Source organism: Vibrio diazotrophicus (genome assembly GCF_038452265.1).
Taxonomy (GTDB): Bacteria; Pseudomonadota; Gammaproteobacteria; order Enterobacterales; family Vibrionaceae; genus Vibrio; species Vibrio diazotrophicus.
Genome location: NZ_CP151842.1, coordinates 2,145,099 through 2,162,968, shown reverse-complemented (window position 1 = coordinate 2,162,968; position 17,870 = coordinate 2,145,099). Strand labels below are relative to the sequence as shown.

General features: G+C 45.0%; 15 protein-coding genes. 6 read left to right on the top strand and 9 right to left on the bottom strand.

Features of this window, described 5'->3' with window-relative positions:
• Positions 1 to 109: 109 nt before the first annotated feature.
• The 4 genes from AAGA51_RS09845 (at position 110) to AAGA51_RS09830 (ending at position 4,866) form a co-directional block, all read left to right on the top strand.
• A complete protein-coding gene (locus tag AAGA51_RS09845) occupies positions 110 to 2,245 on the top strand; it encodes a TonB-dependent siderophore receptor (RefSeq protein ID WP_042481746.1) in 2,136 nt (711 codons plus the stop codon).
• A gap of 224 nt (positions 2,246 to 2,469) precedes the next feature.
• Positions 2,470 to 3,147 carry a response regulator transcription factor gene (locus tag AAGA51_RS09840; RefSeq protein WP_042481748.1) on the top strand — a complete coding sequence of 226 codons (678 nt, stop codon included), beginning with the start codon at positions 2,470 to 2,472 and terminating at the stop codon, positions 3,145 to 3,147.
• Entirely contained in the window at positions 3,144 to 4,409 is a 1,266-nt protein-coding gene (locus AAGA51_RS09835) for a sensor histidine kinase (protein ID WP_042481751.1), read from the top strand. Before AAGA51_RS09840 ends, AAGA51_RS09835 begins: the two co-directional genes overlap by 4 nt.
• 94 nt (positions 4,410 to 4,503) lie before the next feature.
• Positions 4,504 to 4,866: a DMT family protein gene (locus tag AAGA51_RS09830; protein ID WP_042482174.1), complete on the top strand. Its 363-nt coding sequence runs from the start codon at positions 4,504 to 4,506 to the stop codon at positions 4,864 to 4,866.
• A 78-nt stretch (positions 4,867 to 4,944) separates the two neighbouring features.
• Here the strand turns inward: AAGA51_RS09830 and AAGA51_RS09825 are convergent, their stop codons facing one another.
• A complete protein-coding gene (locus AAGA51_RS09825; protein ID WP_042481754.1) occupies positions 4,945 to 6,384 on the bottom strand; it encodes a sucrose-specific PTS transporter subunit IIBC in 1,440 nt (479 codons plus the stop codon).
• 328 nt (positions 6,385 to 6,712) lie between these two features.
• Between AAGA51_RS09825 and AAGA51_RS09820 the strand changes: the two genes are divergently transcribed.
• Both AAGA51_RS09820 and AAGA51_RS09815 read left to right on the top strand, forming a co-directional pair.
• A complete protein-coding gene (locus AAGA51_RS09820) occupies positions 6,713 to 7,699 on the top strand; it encodes a LacI family DNA-binding transcriptional regulator (RefSeq protein ID WP_042481757.1) in 987 nt (328 codons plus the stop codon).
• A 180-nt stretch (positions 7,700 to 7,879) separates the two neighbouring features.
• Complete coding sequence (locus AAGA51_RS09815; protein WP_042481760.1) at positions 7,880 to 9,520, top strand: glycoside hydrolase family 32 protein; 1,641 nt, start codon at positions 7,880 to 7,882, stop codon at positions 9,518 to 9,520.
• Between the two features lie 94 nt (positions 9,521 to 9,614).
• On the opposite strand, the gene AAGA51_RS09810 is transcribed toward AAGA51_RS09815, so the two are convergent.
• The 8 genes from AAGA51_RS09810 to AAGA51_RS09775 all read right to left on the bottom strand — a co-directional run bounded on the left by AAGA51_RS09810 (position 9,615) and on the right by AAGA51_RS09775 (position 17,847).
• Positions 9,615 to 10,535 carry an aminoimidazole riboside kinase gene (locus tag AAGA51_RS09810; protein ID WP_042481762.1) on the bottom strand — a complete coding sequence of 307 codons (921 nt, stop codon included), beginning with the start codon at positions 10,533 to 10,535 and terminating at the stop codon, positions 9,615 to 9,617.
• Positions 10,536 to 10,737: 202 nt separating this feature from the next.
• Complete coding sequence (locus tag AAGA51_RS09805) at positions 10,738 to 11,967, bottom strand: beta-ketoacyl-ACP synthase (protein WP_042481765.1); 1,230 nt, start codon at positions 11,965 to 11,967, stop codon at positions 10,738 to 10,740.
• A complete protein-coding gene (locus AAGA51_RS09800) occupies positions 11,964 to 12,689 on the bottom strand; it encodes a 3-ketoacyl-ACP reductase FabG2 (RefSeq protein WP_042481768.1) in 726 nt (241 codons plus the stop codon). The genes AAGA51_RS09805 and AAGA51_RS09800 overlap by 4 nt, the downstream gene beginning before the upstream one ends.
• Positions 12,686 to 13,150, bottom strand: coding sequence for a hotdog family protein (locus AAGA51_RS09795; protein WP_042481773.1), 465 nt, complete (start codon positions 13,148 to 13,150; stop codon positions 12,686 to 12,688). The genes AAGA51_RS09800 and AAGA51_RS09795 overlap by 4 nt, the downstream gene beginning before the upstream one ends.
• The gene (locus tag AAGA51_RS09790; protein WP_042481776.1) at positions 13,143 to 14,330 is read right to left on the bottom strand and encodes a beta-ketoacyl-[acyl-carrier-protein] synthase family protein; all 1,188 of its coding nucleotides are present in this window, start codon (positions 14,328 to 14,330) and stop codon (positions 13,143 to 13,145) included. The genes AAGA51_RS09795 and AAGA51_RS09790 overlap by 8 nt, the downstream gene beginning before the upstream one ends.
• Positions 14,331 to 14,340: 10 nt before the next feature.
• Complete coding sequence (locus AAGA51_RS09785) at positions 14,341 to 14,955, bottom strand: DUF3261 domain-containing protein (RefSeq protein ID WP_042481778.1); 615 nt, start codon at positions 14,953 to 14,955, stop codon at positions 14,341 to 14,343.
• Complete coding sequence (locus tag AAGA51_RS09780) at positions 14,952 to 17,276, bottom strand: MMPL family transporter (RefSeq protein ID WP_042481781.1); 2,325 nt, start codon at positions 17,274 to 17,276, stop codon at positions 14,952 to 14,954. Before AAGA51_RS09780 ends, AAGA51_RS09785 begins: the two co-directional genes overlap by 4 nt.
• Positions 17,248 to 17,847, bottom strand: a complete 600-nt coding sequence (locus tag AAGA51_RS09775; RefSeq protein WP_414628702.1) for an outer membrane lipoprotein carrier protein LolA — start codon at positions 17,845 to 17,847, stop codon at positions 17,248 to 17,250. Before AAGA51_RS09775 ends, AAGA51_RS09780 begins: the two co-directional genes overlap by 29 nt.
• Positions 17,848 to 17,870: the final 23 nt, after the last annotated feature.

Sequence of the window (17,870 nt, the reverse complement as noted above, 5' to 3'; positions counted from 1 at the left end):
CAGTTCAGCCCTCATAAGATGCTCCAAATTGTTAACTTTTTCCCTGCTGTGATGAGTAAGATGCAAATGATATTTATTCTTATAAAGAAAGCAGGGTATTTGAAACATTATGTACAGACAAAAACAAATCCATTTTTCGCCGATAGCTTTGGCTTTATTAGCGGCTTTTTGTTCTCCGTTGAGTTTTGCTCAAGATCAGAGTTCAGAATCTGTCGAAACTGTTACCGTTCTCGGTCAGACTTATCGAAATACAGCGACCAAAACCGCATTAGAGGCGGAAGAAACGCCGCAAGCTATTTCAGTTATTGAAAGCGAAGAACTCGAACAGCGTGGTGTAACTTCTTTAGGTCAGGCGCTGCGTTACTCGTCAGGTGTTGTGACCGAAACCAAAGGCGGCGCGGTCACCATGTACGATAACTTCTACATTCGTGGTTTTCGTATCGATCAAACCTATTACGATGGTTTGGTCCTCCAATATCTGAAAGGCTGGAACTTGCAGTCACAAATCGACCCGATTGCAATTCAAAGAGTGGAAGTGTTCAAAGGGCCAACATCCGTACTTTATGGCTCTATGCCGCCGGGCGGCATGATCAATACCATTGCAAAGTCACCGCAAAGCCAGAAACACACTGAGGTATCTGCTTCCACTGGTTCGCGTAACCTCACGCAAGCGACTTTAGATACCACAGGGCTGTTTGGCGACAGCAGTGTCTCTTATCGTTTGATTGCAAAAGCTCGCAAGCAAGATGGTCAGGTGGACGGCACCGAGGAAGAGCGTTACTTGGTAGCCCCTTCGATTGATTGGCAAGCAACGGAAAATACGCTGATTAATCTCAATATGTATTATCAGAAGGATCCGGCAATGGGGATGAACTCCTCACTTCCTTTGGCGGCGATAACGAATGGTTCAACATCACCTTCAACCTTCGCTGGAGACAATAATTGGAGCCATTTCGAACGCGAAATCATGATGCTTGGCTACAAAATTCAGCATCGATTCAATGATGATTGGGGCTTTCTACAAAATTTACGTTATACGGATGCTTCCCTCTATCAAGAAAATACTTACCACTCCGCTTCTGGGTTTAATCAAACGACCGGAACCTTAAGCCGTAATATCTATACCACAGATGAAGACTATCAAGGCTTAGTGGTGGATAACCAGCTATCTGGAGTTGTCCGTTGGGGAAGTGTTGAACATAACCTGCTATTTGGTTTGGATTATCAAACACTAAGTGGTGATTCCGCTTACAAAGAGTACTCAACCAGTGACAGCGGTTTTTATCAGTTCAATATCTACAATGCTAATAACAGTTTGCTTAATCGTTCTAATGTCAGTGAAGTTTTTGCTGGTAACGATCAGGTGTCAGTCGACCAGCTAGGTGCGTATTTTCAAGATCAACTGCGCTGGAACCAATGGGTATTTATCGCCGGTGGTCGCTTTGACAACTATAAAGGTATCAATAACTTTTCAGGAAGCAATACCCAAGCAGACCATAACGAGTTCTCTTACCGTGTAGGCGCTTTATACGAATTTGAGTCAGGCATTTCGCCGTTTGCCAACTTTGCCACCAGTTTCTCCCCTGTGGCTGGAGTCGATTCCAAGTTTGGTAAGCCGTTCGAACCGGAGGTTGGTGAGCAGGTTGAGCTAGGTGTTAAGTATCTTTCTGCTGATATGAGTCAACAATTGACGGCGTCGCTGTATCGTATTGTCAAAAGCAATATGGTGGTTACAGACCCTTCATCTGCAACCTATCAAGATGAACTGCAAGTGGGTGAAGTGCGTTCGCAAGGGTTTGAAGTCGAAGGTCGCTGGTGGTTAATGCCAAACTGGGATGTGGCAGCCAACTATACTTACGCGGCTGTTGAAGTCACTGAAGACAGCGCCAATGGCCTACAGGGTACGACTCCTATTTATGTGCCAACATACAGTGCGAGCTTATGGTCGACCTATAACGTAGAACAAGGGACATTAAATGGTTTGAGAATCAGTGCTGGCGGTCGTTATGTGGGGCAGATGAACATGGACGCAACCAATACTCAAGGCAAAGTGCCAAGCTACATAGTGGCTGACATGTCGATTGGCTATGACTTAGCACAACTTAGTGATTCTCTTACTGGCGCAAAAGCAGAACTTATCAGCAGTAACTTGTTTGATGAAGAGTATTACACTTGCTACGACAGTGCGAACTGCTGGTATGGCGCTGAGCGTACGATTGAATTAAAGGTCAACTATGAGTTTTAACCGAAGGAATTAATTCATTTTTTTACTAAACGCTCGACGAATGTCGGGCGTTTATGTTTTAACCTTTCCTTAACTACGGATGATTTAGTCTGCCATCAGTTAAAATGTTATTTGTAAATTAGATGCGCCGAACCGTTATACGATGGATAGCTAAAATAGTATCCTTGGCGTTTCTGTTTCGGCATCGAACGGTAAAGTTGCGTTAGGAAGGTTAGGTTCGGCAAATGTTAAAGGCATTATTAGTAGAAGATGATTTGGATCTTGCTACGGCATTAATTGACTATATGTCATTGGAAGATATCGATTGTGACTACGCTTCCGATGGTCAGGTTGGCTACAACCTGATTATGTCTAATCGCTATGACGTTATTATTCTCGACCTTAACCTGCCTAAAGTTGAAGGCTTAGTGGTCTGCGAACGCATTCGCAACAATGGTGTTGAAACGCCGGTTTTGATGCTGACGGCGCGAGATACTCTTGACGACAAACTGGAAGGATTCAGTCGCGGCGCGGATGACTATCTGGTGAAGCCGTTTGCAATGGAAGAACTGCTGGTTCGTATGCAGGTGCTAGCCAAACGTCGCAGCGGGCAAGTTTCTAAACTTGTAATTGCCGATTTGGAACTCGATCTCAGTCACCGCCAGGCAACCAGAGCCGGAACACTTCTTAAACTTTCTCCTATTGCCTTGAAAATTCTTGAAATATTGATGAGAGAATACCCGTCTGGTGTCTCTAGAGAAAAAATTATTCATACAGTTTGGGGTGATGAACAACCGGACAGCAACAGTTTAAAAGTGCACATTTTCAACCTGAGAAAGCAGGTAGACCAGAATGATTGGGCACCTTTAATTCAAACAATTCCGGGATTTGGCTTTGCTATCACTTCTCAGGATGCGTCATGAAAATTCGTCGTAGTCTAAAAATATTCATTGTCTGCACTATTATGGGGATGGCTACCATCACGGTTGTCGGTTTCTCTACGCTAACTGCGAGCTACTTTGAGAAAGGGTTAGACAGCGGACTGCGAATTAACATGCAGGAAATTGGCCGCTTTTCCTCTGTTGAGGAGCCGAAAACCATTCTGGGTTTTCAAGTTGTTCGCCAATGGGAAGATGTCACACCCGAAATCCGACAAGTGTTCACTCAACCAACTAAGCATTTGGATTTCAGTAAACGAGTTTATCGAGATAATTGGTATTCTGAGCCGAATAGAGCCTTGTTTTTGCTTAGATACGAACGAGGTGAGAATGAAGTTCTCTATATCTCACGCATTATTAATGAAGTTGAAGCGGCGGATCTGAGCTCCCGTCTCAACAAAGATAAGCTCCCTCATTTGTGTCAGATTCTTGTTTACGCAGCGATAGCTTTAACTCTCTTCGCGGTGTGTATGTATTTTATCGGTCAACTGGTTGCCAATCCTATAGAACGTTTAGCTAAGTGGGCGAAAACGTTGACGCCTTGTCAACTTAATCGCCCTATGCCTGACTTCCAATATAACGAACTCAATCGGTTGGCAATGATTGTAAAGAACAGCTTGTCTTCGGTTGAAGAAACATTACACCGCGAACACAAGTTTTTGGCACATGCGAGCCATGAGCTGAGAACGCCCATTGCTGTGGTTCGTAGTAATACCGAGCTAATGGCGAAACTGGTCGATAAACCCAATTCGATTGAAAAGCAAAAAGAAGTGCTGGAACGCATATTGAGAGCGGGTGTGACCATGACCGATCTCTGCGATACCTTGCTGTGGCTCAACAGAGGGCGACACAACGAGTTGCAGCTGACGCAAGTCAATCTCGGTGAATTGATAAAGCAGTTGTGCCAAGATTTGAACTATCTGATTCGCGATAAAGACGTAAACGTTGAGGTAAGCCTGTCCGGCGGCGTATTTGAACTACCCGCAACCATGAGTCGTATCGTTCTCAGCAACCTGATTCGAAATGCTTATCAACATACCTTGCGTGGCAGAGTGGTGATAGAGCAGGTTGGTTCACAAGTCATTATCATGAACCGAGACGAAAGTTGTGGTGATACTCAAAACCAACTTGGGTTTGGTTTAGGCCTTGAATTAACGAATAGAATCGTCAGTCATTATCAATGGGATTTTACGATTGAAGAGTTCGGAGATGGCCGCGATGTTCGAATCAATTTTTCAACCAAGTAACAGTATGATCCCTATTGCTAAAAGCGTTTGTTAGTAGCACACTCCGCGCAAATAATGTCGCTATATTTGCGTGGAGTTTTATTGAATGTTCGCTATCCCTCCTATGTTAATCACTATTGGCTTATTGCTCATCAGCAATGTCTTCATGACGTTCGCTTGGTATGCCCATTTGCGCGAATTGAGTCACAAGCCGTGGATTATTGCAGCCTTGCTAAGCTGGGGAATTGCGCTGTTTGAGTATCTTTTTCAGGTACCGGCCAACCGTATTGGCTACACCGTATTAAACCTTGGACAATTGAAAATATTGCAGGAAGTGATCACGCTAACTGTGTTTGTTCCTTTTGCTCTCATTTACATGAAAGAACCCTTCAGAATGGATTTTGTGTGGGCAGGGCTTTGCTTGTTAGGCGCAGTGTTTTTTATCTTCCGTCCACAAATCATCGCAGCCCTTTCATAGTTATTCAGCCAGTCTGCACAAATAAAAATGCCCACTACAAACGTAGTGGGCAATGTAAAGCGTAATAATTGAGGGGGATTACGCTAACGCTTGGGTATTTTGTTTTGCTTTAGCACGCAAACCTAGAAGGATGGTCATACCGAATGCCACTGCAAATGAAATCGCCATGCCTACAACGTAGTAGCTAATCTTATCTGGTGAGATTGAGATAATACCCGGTAAACCCGCTGCACCTAGTGCTTGAGCTTTTACATTGAACAGTGTGATAAATGCGCTCGATACTGCTGCGCCAGTGATGGCTGCAATAAACGGATAGCGTAGTTTAAGGTTCACACCAAACATCGCTGGTTCAGTAATACCAAGTAGAGCCGTAATGCCTGAAGGAACTGCTATGCCTTTTAGCTTGATATCTTTAGTGCTGAAACCAACCGCTAAAGCCGCTGCACCTTGTGCTACGTTAGACATTGCCGCGATAGGGAAGATGAACGTACCGCCAGTTACCGCAATATCTGCAAGAAGCTGAGTTTCGATTGCGATAAAGCTGTGGTGCATACCTGTGATAACGAAAGGTGCATAGATAAAACCAAACAGTGCGCCACCAACAAAACCTGCAGAATCGTATAGCCAGTTCAGGCCATCACCAAGCATGAAACCAACATCACGAGTGATAGGACCAACCAAGGTGAAAGTTAGGAAACCTGTGATGAAAATTGCCAACATAGGTGTAAGAAGGTTATCCAACACAGATGGAATAAACTTACGCAGGCCATTTTCAACTTTGGCAAGGATAAACGCTGACACCAGTACAGGTAGAACTGAACCTTGGTAACCTACTTTTTGAATTTCTAGACCAAGAATGTTCCAAGTCGGTACAGTTCCCGAAACCGATGCACTACCGAATCCCCAACCATTGAGAAGATCTGGGTGAACCATCAGCATACCGAGGGCTGCGCCAAGGAAAGGGTTACCGCCAAACTTGCGAGAAGCTGAGAACGCTAGCAATACCGGAAGGTATACAAAAGGGGCGTTAGCAAAAGTGTTAATCATGCTAGCGAGATCAGCCAAACCAGGGTTTGCGTCAATCAGTGATTGTCCGTCTATAAACAGACCTTGCGCTGTTAATACGTTGAATAGACCCATTAACAGACCGCCAGCTACGATAGCAGGGATAATCGGAACAAAGATATCCGAAAGTCCTTTCACTGCACGTTGCACAATGTTTTGTTTATCTGCGCCAGCACTTGCCACATCACTGGTCGACATTTCTGTCATACCGGTTAGTTTTGCCATCTCTGCGTATACTTGGTTAACGATGCCAGAACCAAAGATAATCTGGTATTGACCAGCAACCTTAAATTGTCCTTTAACGCCTTCAAGCGATTCAATCGCAGCTTCATCGATAAGTGCATCGTCTTTTAGCGCTAAGCGTAAGCGTGTCGCACAATGTGCTAAAGCTTGGATATTGGCTTTACCACCCAAATGGTCGAGAAGCTGTTTTGCTATGACTGGATAGTCCATAACTCACCCCGTTTCATGTTAATAGTCAGTATAGATACCCGTCTCACTTGAAGTTGCATTTTCATCACCAGCTTTCGCTAGTCTTTCTGCAAGCCCGATTGACTGGGTAGGTTAAAAATTGGTTCTTAATTGTTATTTTGGGAACGTTTGCAATATTGATTCTTGTTAAAAAATTGCTCATGGTCAAAAGCAAACGGTGAATATTGTGAAGATGATCGCCAAAAGGGTAGGCAAGAATGACAAAAACAAGGGTAGAATCACGATATATAAATCGAAGAATGCAGATAAGTTTGCAATCAATCCCAATTTGTTCTTAGTAGGGTACTTTATGGCAAGTTTGCACGACGTCGCTAGATTATCTGGTGTATCGAAATCTACGGTATCTCGTGTTATTAACAACGAGTATGGCGTTAAAGAATCAACGAAAATCAAGGTGTTACAGGCTGTCAAAGAGTGCGGTTACGTAGTCAATCAGGTCGCAAAAGACTTAAAATCACAGAAGACTAATTTGGTGGGTGTGATTGTTCCCCGTGTAAGCTCACACGCCACAGCACAAGGTGTTGACGGTTTAACGGCCATTTTTGAACAAGCGGGAAAACACGTCTTGTTGGCCAATACTCATCAGGTTCATGAAAAAGAACTTGAATATATTCAAATATTTAACCAGAAACGTGTGGAAGGGATTATTTTCTACGCGACACATTTAGATGCACCATTGGTTAAAGCGATCCAGAATTCCAATGTACCTGTAGTACTCATCGGTCAAGATGGCTCTCTTTATAACATTCCAAGCGTGGTCCATGACGATACGCGGGTTGGTTTTGAAGCGGGAAATCGTTTAGTCGCGGCAGGATGCAAACGCATCGGTTTTATAGGCGTGCAAGCAGACGACATTGCTGTTGATATCCAGCGTTCGCAAGGCTTGGAGCAAGCTTTAAGTTTTAACCAGTTGTCTCTGTTGTTCCATGCTCACGGGGATTTTTCTATTGAATCTGGTTATAGACTAGCTAAGCAACAGCTAAAAGCATTTCCGGATATGGACGGGCTGTTTTGTGCCACCGACAGGATCGCTCTTGGAGCTATTCGAGCTTTGCTAGAGCAAGGTGTTGAAGTGGGCAAACAAATTAAAGTACTCGGTGTGGGTAACGATGAGCTTTCTTCTGTCAGTACACCCAGCTTATCAACCTTTAATTATGCCTTTGATAAAGCGGGAGAAAATGCTGCGAAAATGCTGTTAGAGCGTATTGCAGGCAAAGGATTGGAGATGAGTAAAGTCGTACTCACTTTCCAAAATATAGACCGCGAAACCTGCTAGATTCCTTCCTCAATAATGGCTGGGCTTTGTGCCCAGCTTCACACTAACCAGACTCTTTTTTTATCTATCCGCTTAAATACTTGCTAATTGAGCGGTTGTTTTATATTTTGAGAACGTTCCCGAAATAATTTACAGAAAACTCTTATTTTCGTTTTCGCTAGAATTTAATTAGGTAAGACTATGTCTCTACAATTCCTTATCGAACTCGCTGGTGGTGTTGATAACATCGTACGTATTTTGGCTCCCGAAGGACGGGTGGTTGTTGCCGTTAAAGATGCTCAAAAAGCATTGCCCTGTCCAGATTCTGTGCAAGCAGAGTCGGTGTTAGGCGAATGGCAGTTATCTATGCCTAGAAGCAGCGCCGTTAGTGATGAGGATTTGGCTTCCTTAGGTCGTTTGATTGCCGAGAAGCAAATAGCATCAGCAAAAGAACATCTGCAACCTACGACCTGCAGTTATCGCCCACAATGGCACATCTCCCCACCACAAGGTCTGTTAAATGATCCTAACGGTTTTGTTTACCACAATGGTGAATACTATCTGTTCTATCAGTGGTATCCCTATGCTTGTGAGCATAAAGACAAATACTGGGTTCTTTTAAAAAGCCGCGATTTGGTGAACTGGAATTGGCAATCCATTGCTCTCACACCTTCAGACTGGTTTGATAGCCATGGTGTGTTCTCGGGTCATGCCGTAAGCCATGAAGGGGATTTACTGCTTTTCTATACTGGTAACACACGTTTAGGCCATGATCGTCAGAGACAAACGATGCAATGTGTCGCACGCTTAAACGAAGACAATACGGCGGAGAAACTGGGGCCTGTGATTCGCACCTTACCTGCTGGTGTTACTGAACACTTCCGCGACCCTAAAATACTCTATCGCCAAAACAAGTGGCACATGCTACTAGGCGCGCAAACTACCGATCTGCAAGGTCGTTTGGCTGTATATCATTCAAATGACTTAATGAACTGGGATTTTGATTCCCTCTATGGTGATGAAATCGCACCTTTTGGCTATATGTGGGAATGCCCAGATATGTTTGAGCTGAACGGTGATCTGTTTTTTGTGTTTGGGCCACAAGGGATTAAATCCGAGAATCCGAATCATACTATTGAGCACCAAAATCGCATTTATCATGTTGAGCAGGATGGTGAAGGAAAAATTCATTTCCTTGAAGGTTGGCAACTGGATGCGGGTTTTGATTTCTATGCGCCTCAAAGCATGGAAACAGAAGACGGAAGAAGAGTTATGGTCGGTTGGATGGGGTTACCCGATGAAGTTAACCAGCCAAGTTGTGACAATGGCTGGATACATCAGCTAACCGCATTAAGAGAGCTTAAATGGTTGAACGGAAAGATTGTTCAAACTCCAATTCGTGAGCTTGCGGAGCTTAGAGAGTCGGTATCAAGTTTGGAGCTGGGAATCAGTCCTGTCGATGCACAAACCAAAAGCTTTGAGCTTAACGTTGAACTGCCTTGGGGAAGTGCTCTTACACTGATGTCTGACGACAATTATCGTGTGAAGTTGCAGCTTGATACAGATAAAGGTGTACTTCGTTTCGACCGAAGCCAAACTCAAATTCGAGAAGGTGATGTCATTCGTGAGCTGCCGTTAGATACTGACAAAGCGGTACATTTGCAGATGCTGGCCGATAACTCATCGTTGGAAGTGTTTATCAACCATGGTGAACATGTGATGACGGGCAGGGTCTTTACGCCAGAGTCAGCAACACAAATTATTTTAGAAGGAGCGAACGTCAGTGCTGAGTTTGCACCTTTGAAATCGGTCGTGGAATCGACATTTGCTCCTGCTGTCTAGCTGAGAGTAGATAAAGAGAAACTAAAGCCCGATAAACGAAAGCCACCTAGTAATAGGTGGCTTTGTTGTATTTAAAAACGCTTATTTTAAATGCTTACTGAAGGAACGCTTTCAACGCTTGTTGATTTGGTAAAGCCGTCATTGCGCCCTTCTGTGTGGTTGCTAAGGCACCACAGCCGTGAGCACATTCGACAGCAAGAGCAATGTTTTCTGCTTTTTGCCAGTCTGCCGTTTGAGAAAGCTGGTACAACAATCCACCGACAAAAGCATCACCAGCACCCGTGGTATCTACGGGTTTCACCACTTTACCGCTGACTAGTGTCTGGCTTTCCTTAGTCACGACGAGTGCACCTTTAGCGCCTTGAGTGATGATCACTAGAGGAATCTCCAACGCTTTAATTGCATTCAAACCTTGTTCGATGGAGTCGGTCTCTGTGAGCAGGGTTAGTTCTTCTTCTGAAAACTTAACTACATCAGCGTTCGCGACTGCACGCGTGACTGTTGCAACCATCTCTTGCGGTTTCTGCCAGACTTCTGGACGAAGGTTAGGGTCAAAGCTAAAGCTTCCGCCAGCCTTTTTGACTCGTTCAATTGCTTCGAAAGTACTGCTGCGGCTAGGCTCATTTGCCAGAGCAATTGAGCATACATGCAGCCAGTCACCCTGTTTGAAGTTTGGAATATCACTGGTTTGCAGAAATTGGTCAGCGCTCGGTTTCACCATGAAGGTGAAGCTGCGTTCTCCACTGTCATCCAGATCGACCACCACTGTAGACGTGCGCTGGTCGTTATCCAAGATAAGATAGCGGCTATCCACTTGTTCTTGTGAAAGCGTCTGGTTCATAAATCTTCCCAGCGGGTCATTTCCCACTCTGCCAAAGAACGCACTTTGACCGCCAAGACGAGCTATCGCCACCGCTACGTTTGCCGGAGCTCCGCCTGGGCATTTGAGATAATGGTTTTCCCCGTCAGGAATTAAATCAACGACAGCGTCGCCAGTTACCCAAACAGTATTCATTGTGTCTCTCCATCGAATCTTAATTTCAAATGCGGTTAGTATAATTCAGTTTTCGGTAACGTTCCCGGTATTGATTTAATTATCCAATCCCGTTAACAATTTTTATCGAAATAGAGAACAGAGAGATAAAAAAGCCACCCTTATCTTACCAATAAGGGCGGCTTTAAAACTCGTAGTTGAAGTCTAAACGAATTGCTGATGCTTAATCAGCAATTCGTTTGAAGATAATTGAGGTGTTAATGCCGCCGAAAGCGAAGTTGTTGCTCATCAGGTAATCGATTTGCATTTCACGACCAGAGCCAGTGATGTAATCAAGATCGCCACACTCTGGGTCAAGGTTATTAAGGTTAAGGGTAGGGTTAAACCAGCCGGTATGCATCATCTCTAAGCCCAGCCAAGCTTCTACCGCACCACATGCACCTAAAGTATGACCAAAGTAGCTCTTTAGGGAACTGATTGGCACTCTGCCTACGGCTTTTTCTGTAGCATTGCTTTCGGCAATGTCACCGCGATCCGTCGCCGTACCATGGGCGGACACATAACCAATTTTATCCGGAGAGAGATTCGCGTTTTTCAGCGCCTGCTCCATACAAATTTGCATGGTTTCCATTTGAGGCTGAGTAACGTGTGCCGCATCGCAGTTACTGGCAAATCCAACAATTTCTGCATAGATTTTGGCACCACGAGCTTTGGCGTGTTCATACTCTTCTAAAACCAGCGTACCTGCACCTTCGCCAATCACTAGGCCATCACGATCTTTATCGTATGGGCTCGGTGTGGTTTTTGGTGCATCGTTTTTCAGGCTGGTTGCAAACAAGGTATCGAATACCGCTGATTCAGTAGGGCAAAGCTCTTCGCCACCGCCAGCGACCATTATGGTCTGATATCCATGTTTGATCGCTTCATAGGCATAACCAATCGCTTGGCTTCCTGAAGTACAAGCACTGCTAGTCGGAATTACACGACCACGAAGGCCGAAAAACAGACCTACGTTCACTGCTGTGGTGTGCGGCATCATTTGCACATAAGTCGTTGCGGTAATCGCTCTGGTGGTCTTTTCATTCAGCATCACGCCGAATGCACCAACAGCGTCTGTACTACCTGTTGAAGATCCGTAAGCGATACCTGTCTGGCCGTTAGTAAGTACTTCATTACCGATTAAGCCAGCTTGAATCAGTGCATTCTCTGTCGCGACTGTTGCGAGCATGGAAACGCGTCCCATACCTCGTACTTGCTTTCGCTTATAGTGTTTCGGTAATTCAAAATCAGTGACCGGTGCAGCCAGTTTTGTATTCAGTCCGTCATATTGCTCATAAGAAGGCATGTACTGAGTGGCGTTTTCGCAAGCGCGTAAACGAGGTTCGATACTTTCCCAGTCGTTACCAAACGCAGTAACACCGGACATACCGGTTACAACAACTCTGCGGTTCATACGAGACCTCCGTTTACAGAAATAACTTGGCGAGTGACATACCCAGCGATATCAGACATTAAATAACTAACCAGACCTGCCACTTCTTCTGGTTCACCCATACGACGCAACGGAACAAGCGGCAGTGCATGTTCTTTCACATGCTCATCGACCATGCCAGTATCAATTAAACCCGGAGCAACACAGTTCACCGTGATTTTGCGTTTTGCCAGCTCTAAAGCCAGTGACTTCGTTGCGCCAATCACGCCCGCTTTTGCTGCACTGTAGTTGGTTTGGCCACGGTTACCCGCAATGCCGGACACTGACGCTAAAGTAACAATGCGTCCACCTTTACGCAGTTGAACCATAGGCATCACACAAGGGTGCAGCACATTGTAGAAGCTGTCGAGGTTGGTATGGATAACGCCGTCCCACTCTTCTTCTGTCATTGCAGGGAAAGCCGTATCACGAGTGATACCCGCATTGTTAACAACACCGTAGTAAGCGCCGTGTTGTTCAATATCGGCTTCAATCTGGCTTCTACATTCAGCACGGTTACTAATATCAAATCGGATCAATCGGCCTGATCCACCACTTTCGACAATCGTATCAAGTGTTGCTTGGGCACCATTCTGGTCTCCCATGTAATGAACGACGACGTTGAAGCCATCTTTACCTAGCTGAATAGCAATTGCTTTGCCTATTCCCTTACTGGCACCAGTGACGAGAACTTGTCGGGTCATACATGACTCCTAATTTTCATTTCTTGTAATTTTTCTTGTGTAGGAACATAAACGTTCAGTTGGCACTGAGCAATTGTATTCCCTTGGTATTCTATACGGCCAGAGAAAACAGCCATTCCGTTATCTTCCATCACTTGGTCTGCGAAGATATCCAGAGTCTGACCTTGGGTGAATTGGTCACACTCTGTGGCGTAGCGGCGGCTGCCTAATAAAAATCCGATGGGTGGTTGTTGGCCTTTTTGTAAGGCTTGATAACCTGACCAAGCCGCGATGGACTGCGCCATAAACTCAATGCCAACATAAGCGGGTACCGTTTTGGTCTCTGAATTGAAGAACATAAGATGCTTATCAATATCCACCTGACTGTGGATGGATGTCGCCCCGATAGACAAAGCGCGGTCAACCAAAATCATTGGATTATCATGAGGCAGCAGTGTTTCGATAGCAGGTAATTCAGTCATAGGGATATCCAAAAATTAAGCTGATGTTGTTGCCACCAAAAGCAAAAGAGTTACTGAGAATGGCTTTGCCGCCCAAAAATTGCTCGCTTTCTACCAGTGAAATTTCAATATCGTCTGCTTTGTTTGCACAGCGCTGCATAGGCAGTGGTAACTGATGACGCAAAATGTGCCAAGCAATAGCGGCTTCAGTCGCACTTGCAGCACCAAGGGTGTGACCGGTTAAAGGCTTGGTTGAGCTAACAGGTACGCTGTCGCCAAATACTCGATAGATGGCTTTACTTTCCATGCTGTCATTCAGTGGGGTCGCTGTGCCGTGGGCGTTGATGTAACCGATATCTTCTGGTGTAAGACTGGCATCTTCAAGCGCTTTTCGCATGGCTTGTTCCGCTCCATTCCCTTCTGGATGAGGCGCAGAAATGTGGTGTGCATCAGAGCTGTCACCTGCACCCAACAATGCGACATCACTTGGTTCTGTGCTCAACAACATAAATGCCGCCGATTCACCAATATTAATGCCTGAACGGTCTGCGCTAAATGGTTGGCAAAGCTGATTCGACAGAGCTTCTAAGCCATTGAATCCATTCAGTGTCAGTTTACAGATGGAATCGACACCACCAACCAATACAGCGTCAACAATGCCTGCCTGTAGCAGACGTTTTGCGCTGATAAAAACGCGGCCACTGGAAGAGCAAGCGGTTGAAATCGAGTAACTAGGACCGGTGATCTTGAAGTAATCCGCAACAAAATGAGCACTGTCACCTAACTCTTGCTTAGTGTAGTGATAGTTTTCTGGGAATGCTCCTTGAGCGATTTTTTGCCCGTAGGCGATTTCACCATCGGAAATGCCAGAGGTACTGGTACCGACAATGACGGCAATACGGTCAGCACCGTATTGCTGAATAGCATTTTCAACGCTGGATTTGATTTGCAAGAGAGCAGATAAAGCGAGCTGATTATTACGTGTCGCATATTTTGACAATGGCTGAGGAATTTTAGGTAGCGCCTCAGTAACTCGCCCAATCACCGTGGACGTATGGGTGTTGAGAATCTCATTGTCTATGAGCATGCCTTTTGACTGCCCGGATTGTAGTGCTTGATGAATAGCGACCGTTTCACTCCCTAGCGCAGAGTGAAAACCACAATCATGAATAAACACTGGAAATGAAGTTGAAGAATTCATCTAGGTTTTTCTACTGTTCTGAAGTTGTTAATTTAGCTTGATGACTTAATGTCTGGATCGTGATCGAATAGTCCAATGGCTTATTTAAAAACTGAATATCACCATCGAGTGGTGTTTTTCCAGCATAGCTAATGATCAGTACGGGTTCTCCAGCTTCGTTTTTTATAATGCGTTGATGTGGGGCATCAATGATTGACCACCTTACCTTATTTAACGGTGCTTCCCAAGCACTTCGAGGCCATAGGGTGATCATCAGATTAAATAGTACTTGTTCCGGTTTCGGTAGGGTATTTTCTAGACCGTTTAACACTTGGGTGGAAATATTTTCACCATTGTAATCCAATGACAGCAATCGCGTCCCCCAAGAGGAAAAACCTGCTAAAACAATATGCTGCGAATCAATTTGTAACTGCACAGGTAATTGTTGAGCTTGCGTGATCCCTTGTTCATCTTGCCACTGTGCTGAGATCAACTGAGTGGCGTTAAGAGACTGTCCTAGCTCACTGGGTAAGGGAAGTTCTACCCATATATCCTGACCGATTTCCACTTGTGTCGAAGAGGTGTGAGGTTGCAAACTACAGCCACTGAGCCACAAGCAAGCAAAGAGTGTTGTTAACCATTTCATTGAATTTTTTGCCTTTTTATTGCAAGTGGTGAAAGCAGCCAAGCGACAAAAATGCCGCTTAATGTCGTTAAGCCGAAACTGTGAATCGCGTGGGTTTCACTTAGTGACAGCAAGCCAAATGAAAGTAGGGTGGTCATAGCTGACAGAGTAATCGCCAGTAAAGTGCTCCGGCTCTGTGCCTGTTCGGCAAAAAACAAGGTGTAGTCAATACCAATACCGACGACAAGCACCAACGCCAACAAGTTAAACAAGTTGAGTGTTGAACCGGTTAATGTGGTAACCGCAATGCCGACTAAGCAGGCAACCATACATGGGAAGACAATTCGGATTGTATGGGCAGCACCATAACGTTTAACCAGCAGCAAAGATATGCCGATCAAAGCTGCCGCTAACAGCTCCATCACTTTAGTTCGGTATTCCCCAAACAAGGCTGAGATTTCTCCGGCTTTATCCAAGTAACTGATATCAGCCCGTTGGCTGGTAAAAGCAATGATTTCTTCTGCGTTACTCACATCTCTAAGCATGACGACGGAAGCGACGCTATCTTCAATTTTGCCCAGATAAAGGAACTGAATGGGTTCCGAAACGCTTTGATTGAGGTAGTCCGATAAACTGACCGGAATCATGGGCTCAGTTAGCGTTGGCTGAGCTGACAACTTTAAAGACTCAGACAGTGAGGAACCATAATTCTGATAGAGGTTGCTCACCAGTTGATAGTCGGATTTTTGTCTCGCAATTGATGGCAAATACTGATTGAGACTTTGATAGCCGCTGATTGTTTGCTGCCGCTTCCATTGAGCAAGTGTGCGGCCTAGCTGTTCAAGTTTTATCAGTAGTTGTTCATCGCTCTCTGCGCGCACAACCAACATCTGCTGTGAAGATTTCACACCAGAGACTTGATTAATCAGCTCTTCCTGCTGCTTTAGTTCCTTAGGCATGGCTTGAAGCTGACGAATGTCATCGTCGTAGTTCACTTGCGTTAATTGAACTGCACTGAAAATCATTAACGCCAGAGGTAGAGACGTTCTGACACTGCGTTTTTGCCATTGTGCCAACCACCAACGCCATAACATCTCGCCGGGTAAGGGACGATTTGCTGTCGCTTTGCGTGCAAGGATAGGATACCAAGCGACAACAGTAGCGTAGGCTGCAACTAAACCGATGGCTGAGAATAGCGCCAGTTGTTGCAAACCGGGAAATGGCGCAATTAATAAACCTAAGTAGCCTATTAAGCTGGTAATCAAGCCGAGAGTAATCGCAGTGAAGATATGTTGCAGCCCTTTGATGCTATCCCATTTGTCTTGTGCAGCAAGGCGGTCAGTCAGATAGTGGAACGCGTAGTCGATAGAAACACCAATTAAACTGGCACCAAATACCAAACTAAACAGATGTACTTTGCCGAAGATGGCGGTGGTCACAACAAGTGCTACTAAAAGCCCAACGCTGATGGAAAGCAGAGCTAATAACAGCGGCGCAGCACTGCGAAAGACAAACAGGACAATGACGATAACGCCCAACAGGGAGAATAAACCAATGGTGCTGATTTCCGATTTCGCACTTTGAGTACCAAAGTCAGCATAAAACAGCACGCCAGTGTGCGCACTATCCACATCGTATTGTGTTTTTAAAGACTGCTCTAAACTGTTGAGTTTCGGAACCACTTGTTGCGCGCTCATGCTGTAGGGAGAATCAGCGAGAGTGGCCGTGATCAGTACATAGGTATCGTTTTGAAATTGCGTCGTTAGGAAACCTTGCTGAATCTGGAATTGCGTTGTTAGCTGGTTTAAGTGGCTTAAGTAATCGCGAAACAGCAAAAACGGATCACTGCTCAGTTCAGAACCGGTAACGCCGGAAAAAGGGTTATAAATGGTTTGAATCACTTTCTGAACTTGCTGTTCTGGAGCAAGTTCAAGACGAGAGCGTTGTTCGTCGGTTAAAAACTGAAAACGATGGGAGAAGTAGTATCGACTCCAAGCATTTTGTTTTTGTTGGTTAATTTTGCCGGTAACTTGGGAAAATGCATTCAGGCTTGAGAGTGAATTTTGCAAACTTTCAGCAGCAGCAAACAGTTGCTGATCGTTACTGCCTTTAAGGACAAACACCACCTTGTCACTAACACTACTGGTGACTCTATCAAACGCCACTTGAGCCAACGGATCTTGGCGGCTTTGAGGGAGCAGCTTCATGATGTCAGTTTCAATGGGTACCGATGAGCTAAAGCCCCACTGTTTCAACAGTAGGGCGCAGCTTAGTACCACCAAAACAAGCCAGATTATTGCCAGCTTGGAATGATTAAAACTGGAACTGAGCTTGTTCAGCATCCGTTAAATTCTCAGGTTGGTGAGTTTGATTGGTGAAGGTGATTTCAGTTTTGTCGCCTCTTATTTCTTGCAGAACCAACGAATCAATATTTTGATTGCCTTGCAAAACGATCGATTTGAACACCGCATTCAGTGGCGCTTCTTTTGGTGTCAGTACTAACTGCCAGTGTTCACTTTGAGGAGCAAACTGCAGATCAAACTGACTTTGAAGTTGTTCGGTGTCGCCATGGAATACGGACAAAAAGATTTTGCTGAAGTAAAACGCCATCGGGTTTTCTTTGGCGTTAATCACCTGTGCAGGCTGATTGGCGAAAGTTTGGCGTAGTTTGTCCTGTGTCAGCACCAAGTTGACAGGAAACGGTGTGTGTTGCTGCCACAGTAAGCCGTGTTGTTTTTCAAGCAGAAATGAGCCTTCCGATACCAAAGGTTGCTCAAACATGGCTAAGGTGCGGCTTTGAGTAAAATCACCACGAATAATCGGAGATTGTTGAAGCTGAGCTTGCAATGAGGCTAAATCCGTTACTTGAGCTAACACGCCAGTAGTAGCAATCAAGCTTAAACAAACAGACATAGTGATGTTTTTAAACACCTTAA

What these genes read in the sequence shown, in the direction of transcription:
- AAGA51_RS09785 (WP_042481778.1), bottom strand. Translation starts at nt 14,955, where the DNA reads ATGAAATGGTTAACAACACTCTTTGCTTGCTTGTGGCTCAGTGGCTGT.
- AAGA51_RS09805 (WP_042481765.1), bottom strand. Translation starts at nt 11,967, where the DNA reads ATGAACCGCAGAGTTGTTGTAACCGGTATGTCCGGTGTTACTGCGTTT.
- AAGA51_RS09790 (WP_042481776.1), bottom strand. Translation starts at nt 14,330, where the DNA reads ATGAATTCTTCAACTTCATTTCCAGTGTTTATTCATGATTGTGGTTTT.
- AAGA51_RS09845 (WP_042481746.1), top strand. Translation starts at nt 110, where the DNA reads ATGTACAGACAAAAACAAATCCATTTTTCGCCGATAGCTTTGGCTTTA.
- AAGA51_RS09840 (WP_042481748.1), top strand. Translation starts at nt 2,470, where the DNA reads ATGTTAAAGGCATTATTAGTAGAAGATGATTTGGATCTTGCTACGGCA.
- AAGA51_RS09825 (WP_042481754.1), bottom strand. Translation starts at nt 6,384, where the DNA reads ATGGACTATCCAGTCATAGCAAAACAGCTTCTCGACCATTTGGGTGGT.
- AAGA51_RS09795 (WP_042481773.1), bottom strand. Translation starts at nt 13,150, where the DNA reads ATGACTGAATTACCTGCTATCGAAACACTGCTGCCTCATGATAATCCA.
- AAGA51_RS09815 (WP_042481760.1), top strand. Translation starts at nt 7,880, where the DNA reads ATGTCTCTACAATTCCTTATCGAACTCGCTGGTGGTGTTGATAACATC.
- AAGA51_RS09810 (WP_042481762.1), bottom strand. Translation starts at nt 10,535, where the DNA reads ATGAATACTGTTTGGGTAACTGGCGACGCTGTCGTTGATTTAATTCCT.
- AAGA51_RS09800 (WP_042481768.1), bottom strand. Translation starts at nt 12,689, where the DNA reads ATGACCCGACAAGTTCTCGTCACTGGTGCCAGTAAGGGAATAGGCAAA.
- AAGA51_RS09820 (WP_042481757.1), top strand. Translation starts at nt 6,713, where the DNA reads ATGGCAAGTTTGCACGACGTCGCTAGATTATCTGGTGTATCGAAATCT.
- AAGA51_RS09835 (WP_042481751.1), top strand. Translation starts at nt 3,144, where the DNA reads ATGAAAATTCGTCGTAGTCTAAAAATATTCATTGTCTGCACTATTATG.
- AAGA51_RS09780 (WP_042481781.1), bottom strand. Translation starts at nt 17,276, where the DNA reads ATGCTGAACAAGCTCAGTTCCAGTTTTAATCATTCCAAGCTGGCAATA.
- AAGA51_RS09775 (WP_414628702.1), bottom strand. Translation starts at nt 17,847, where the DNA reads ATGTCTGTTTGTTTAAGCTTGATTGCTACTACTGGCGTGTTAGCTCAA.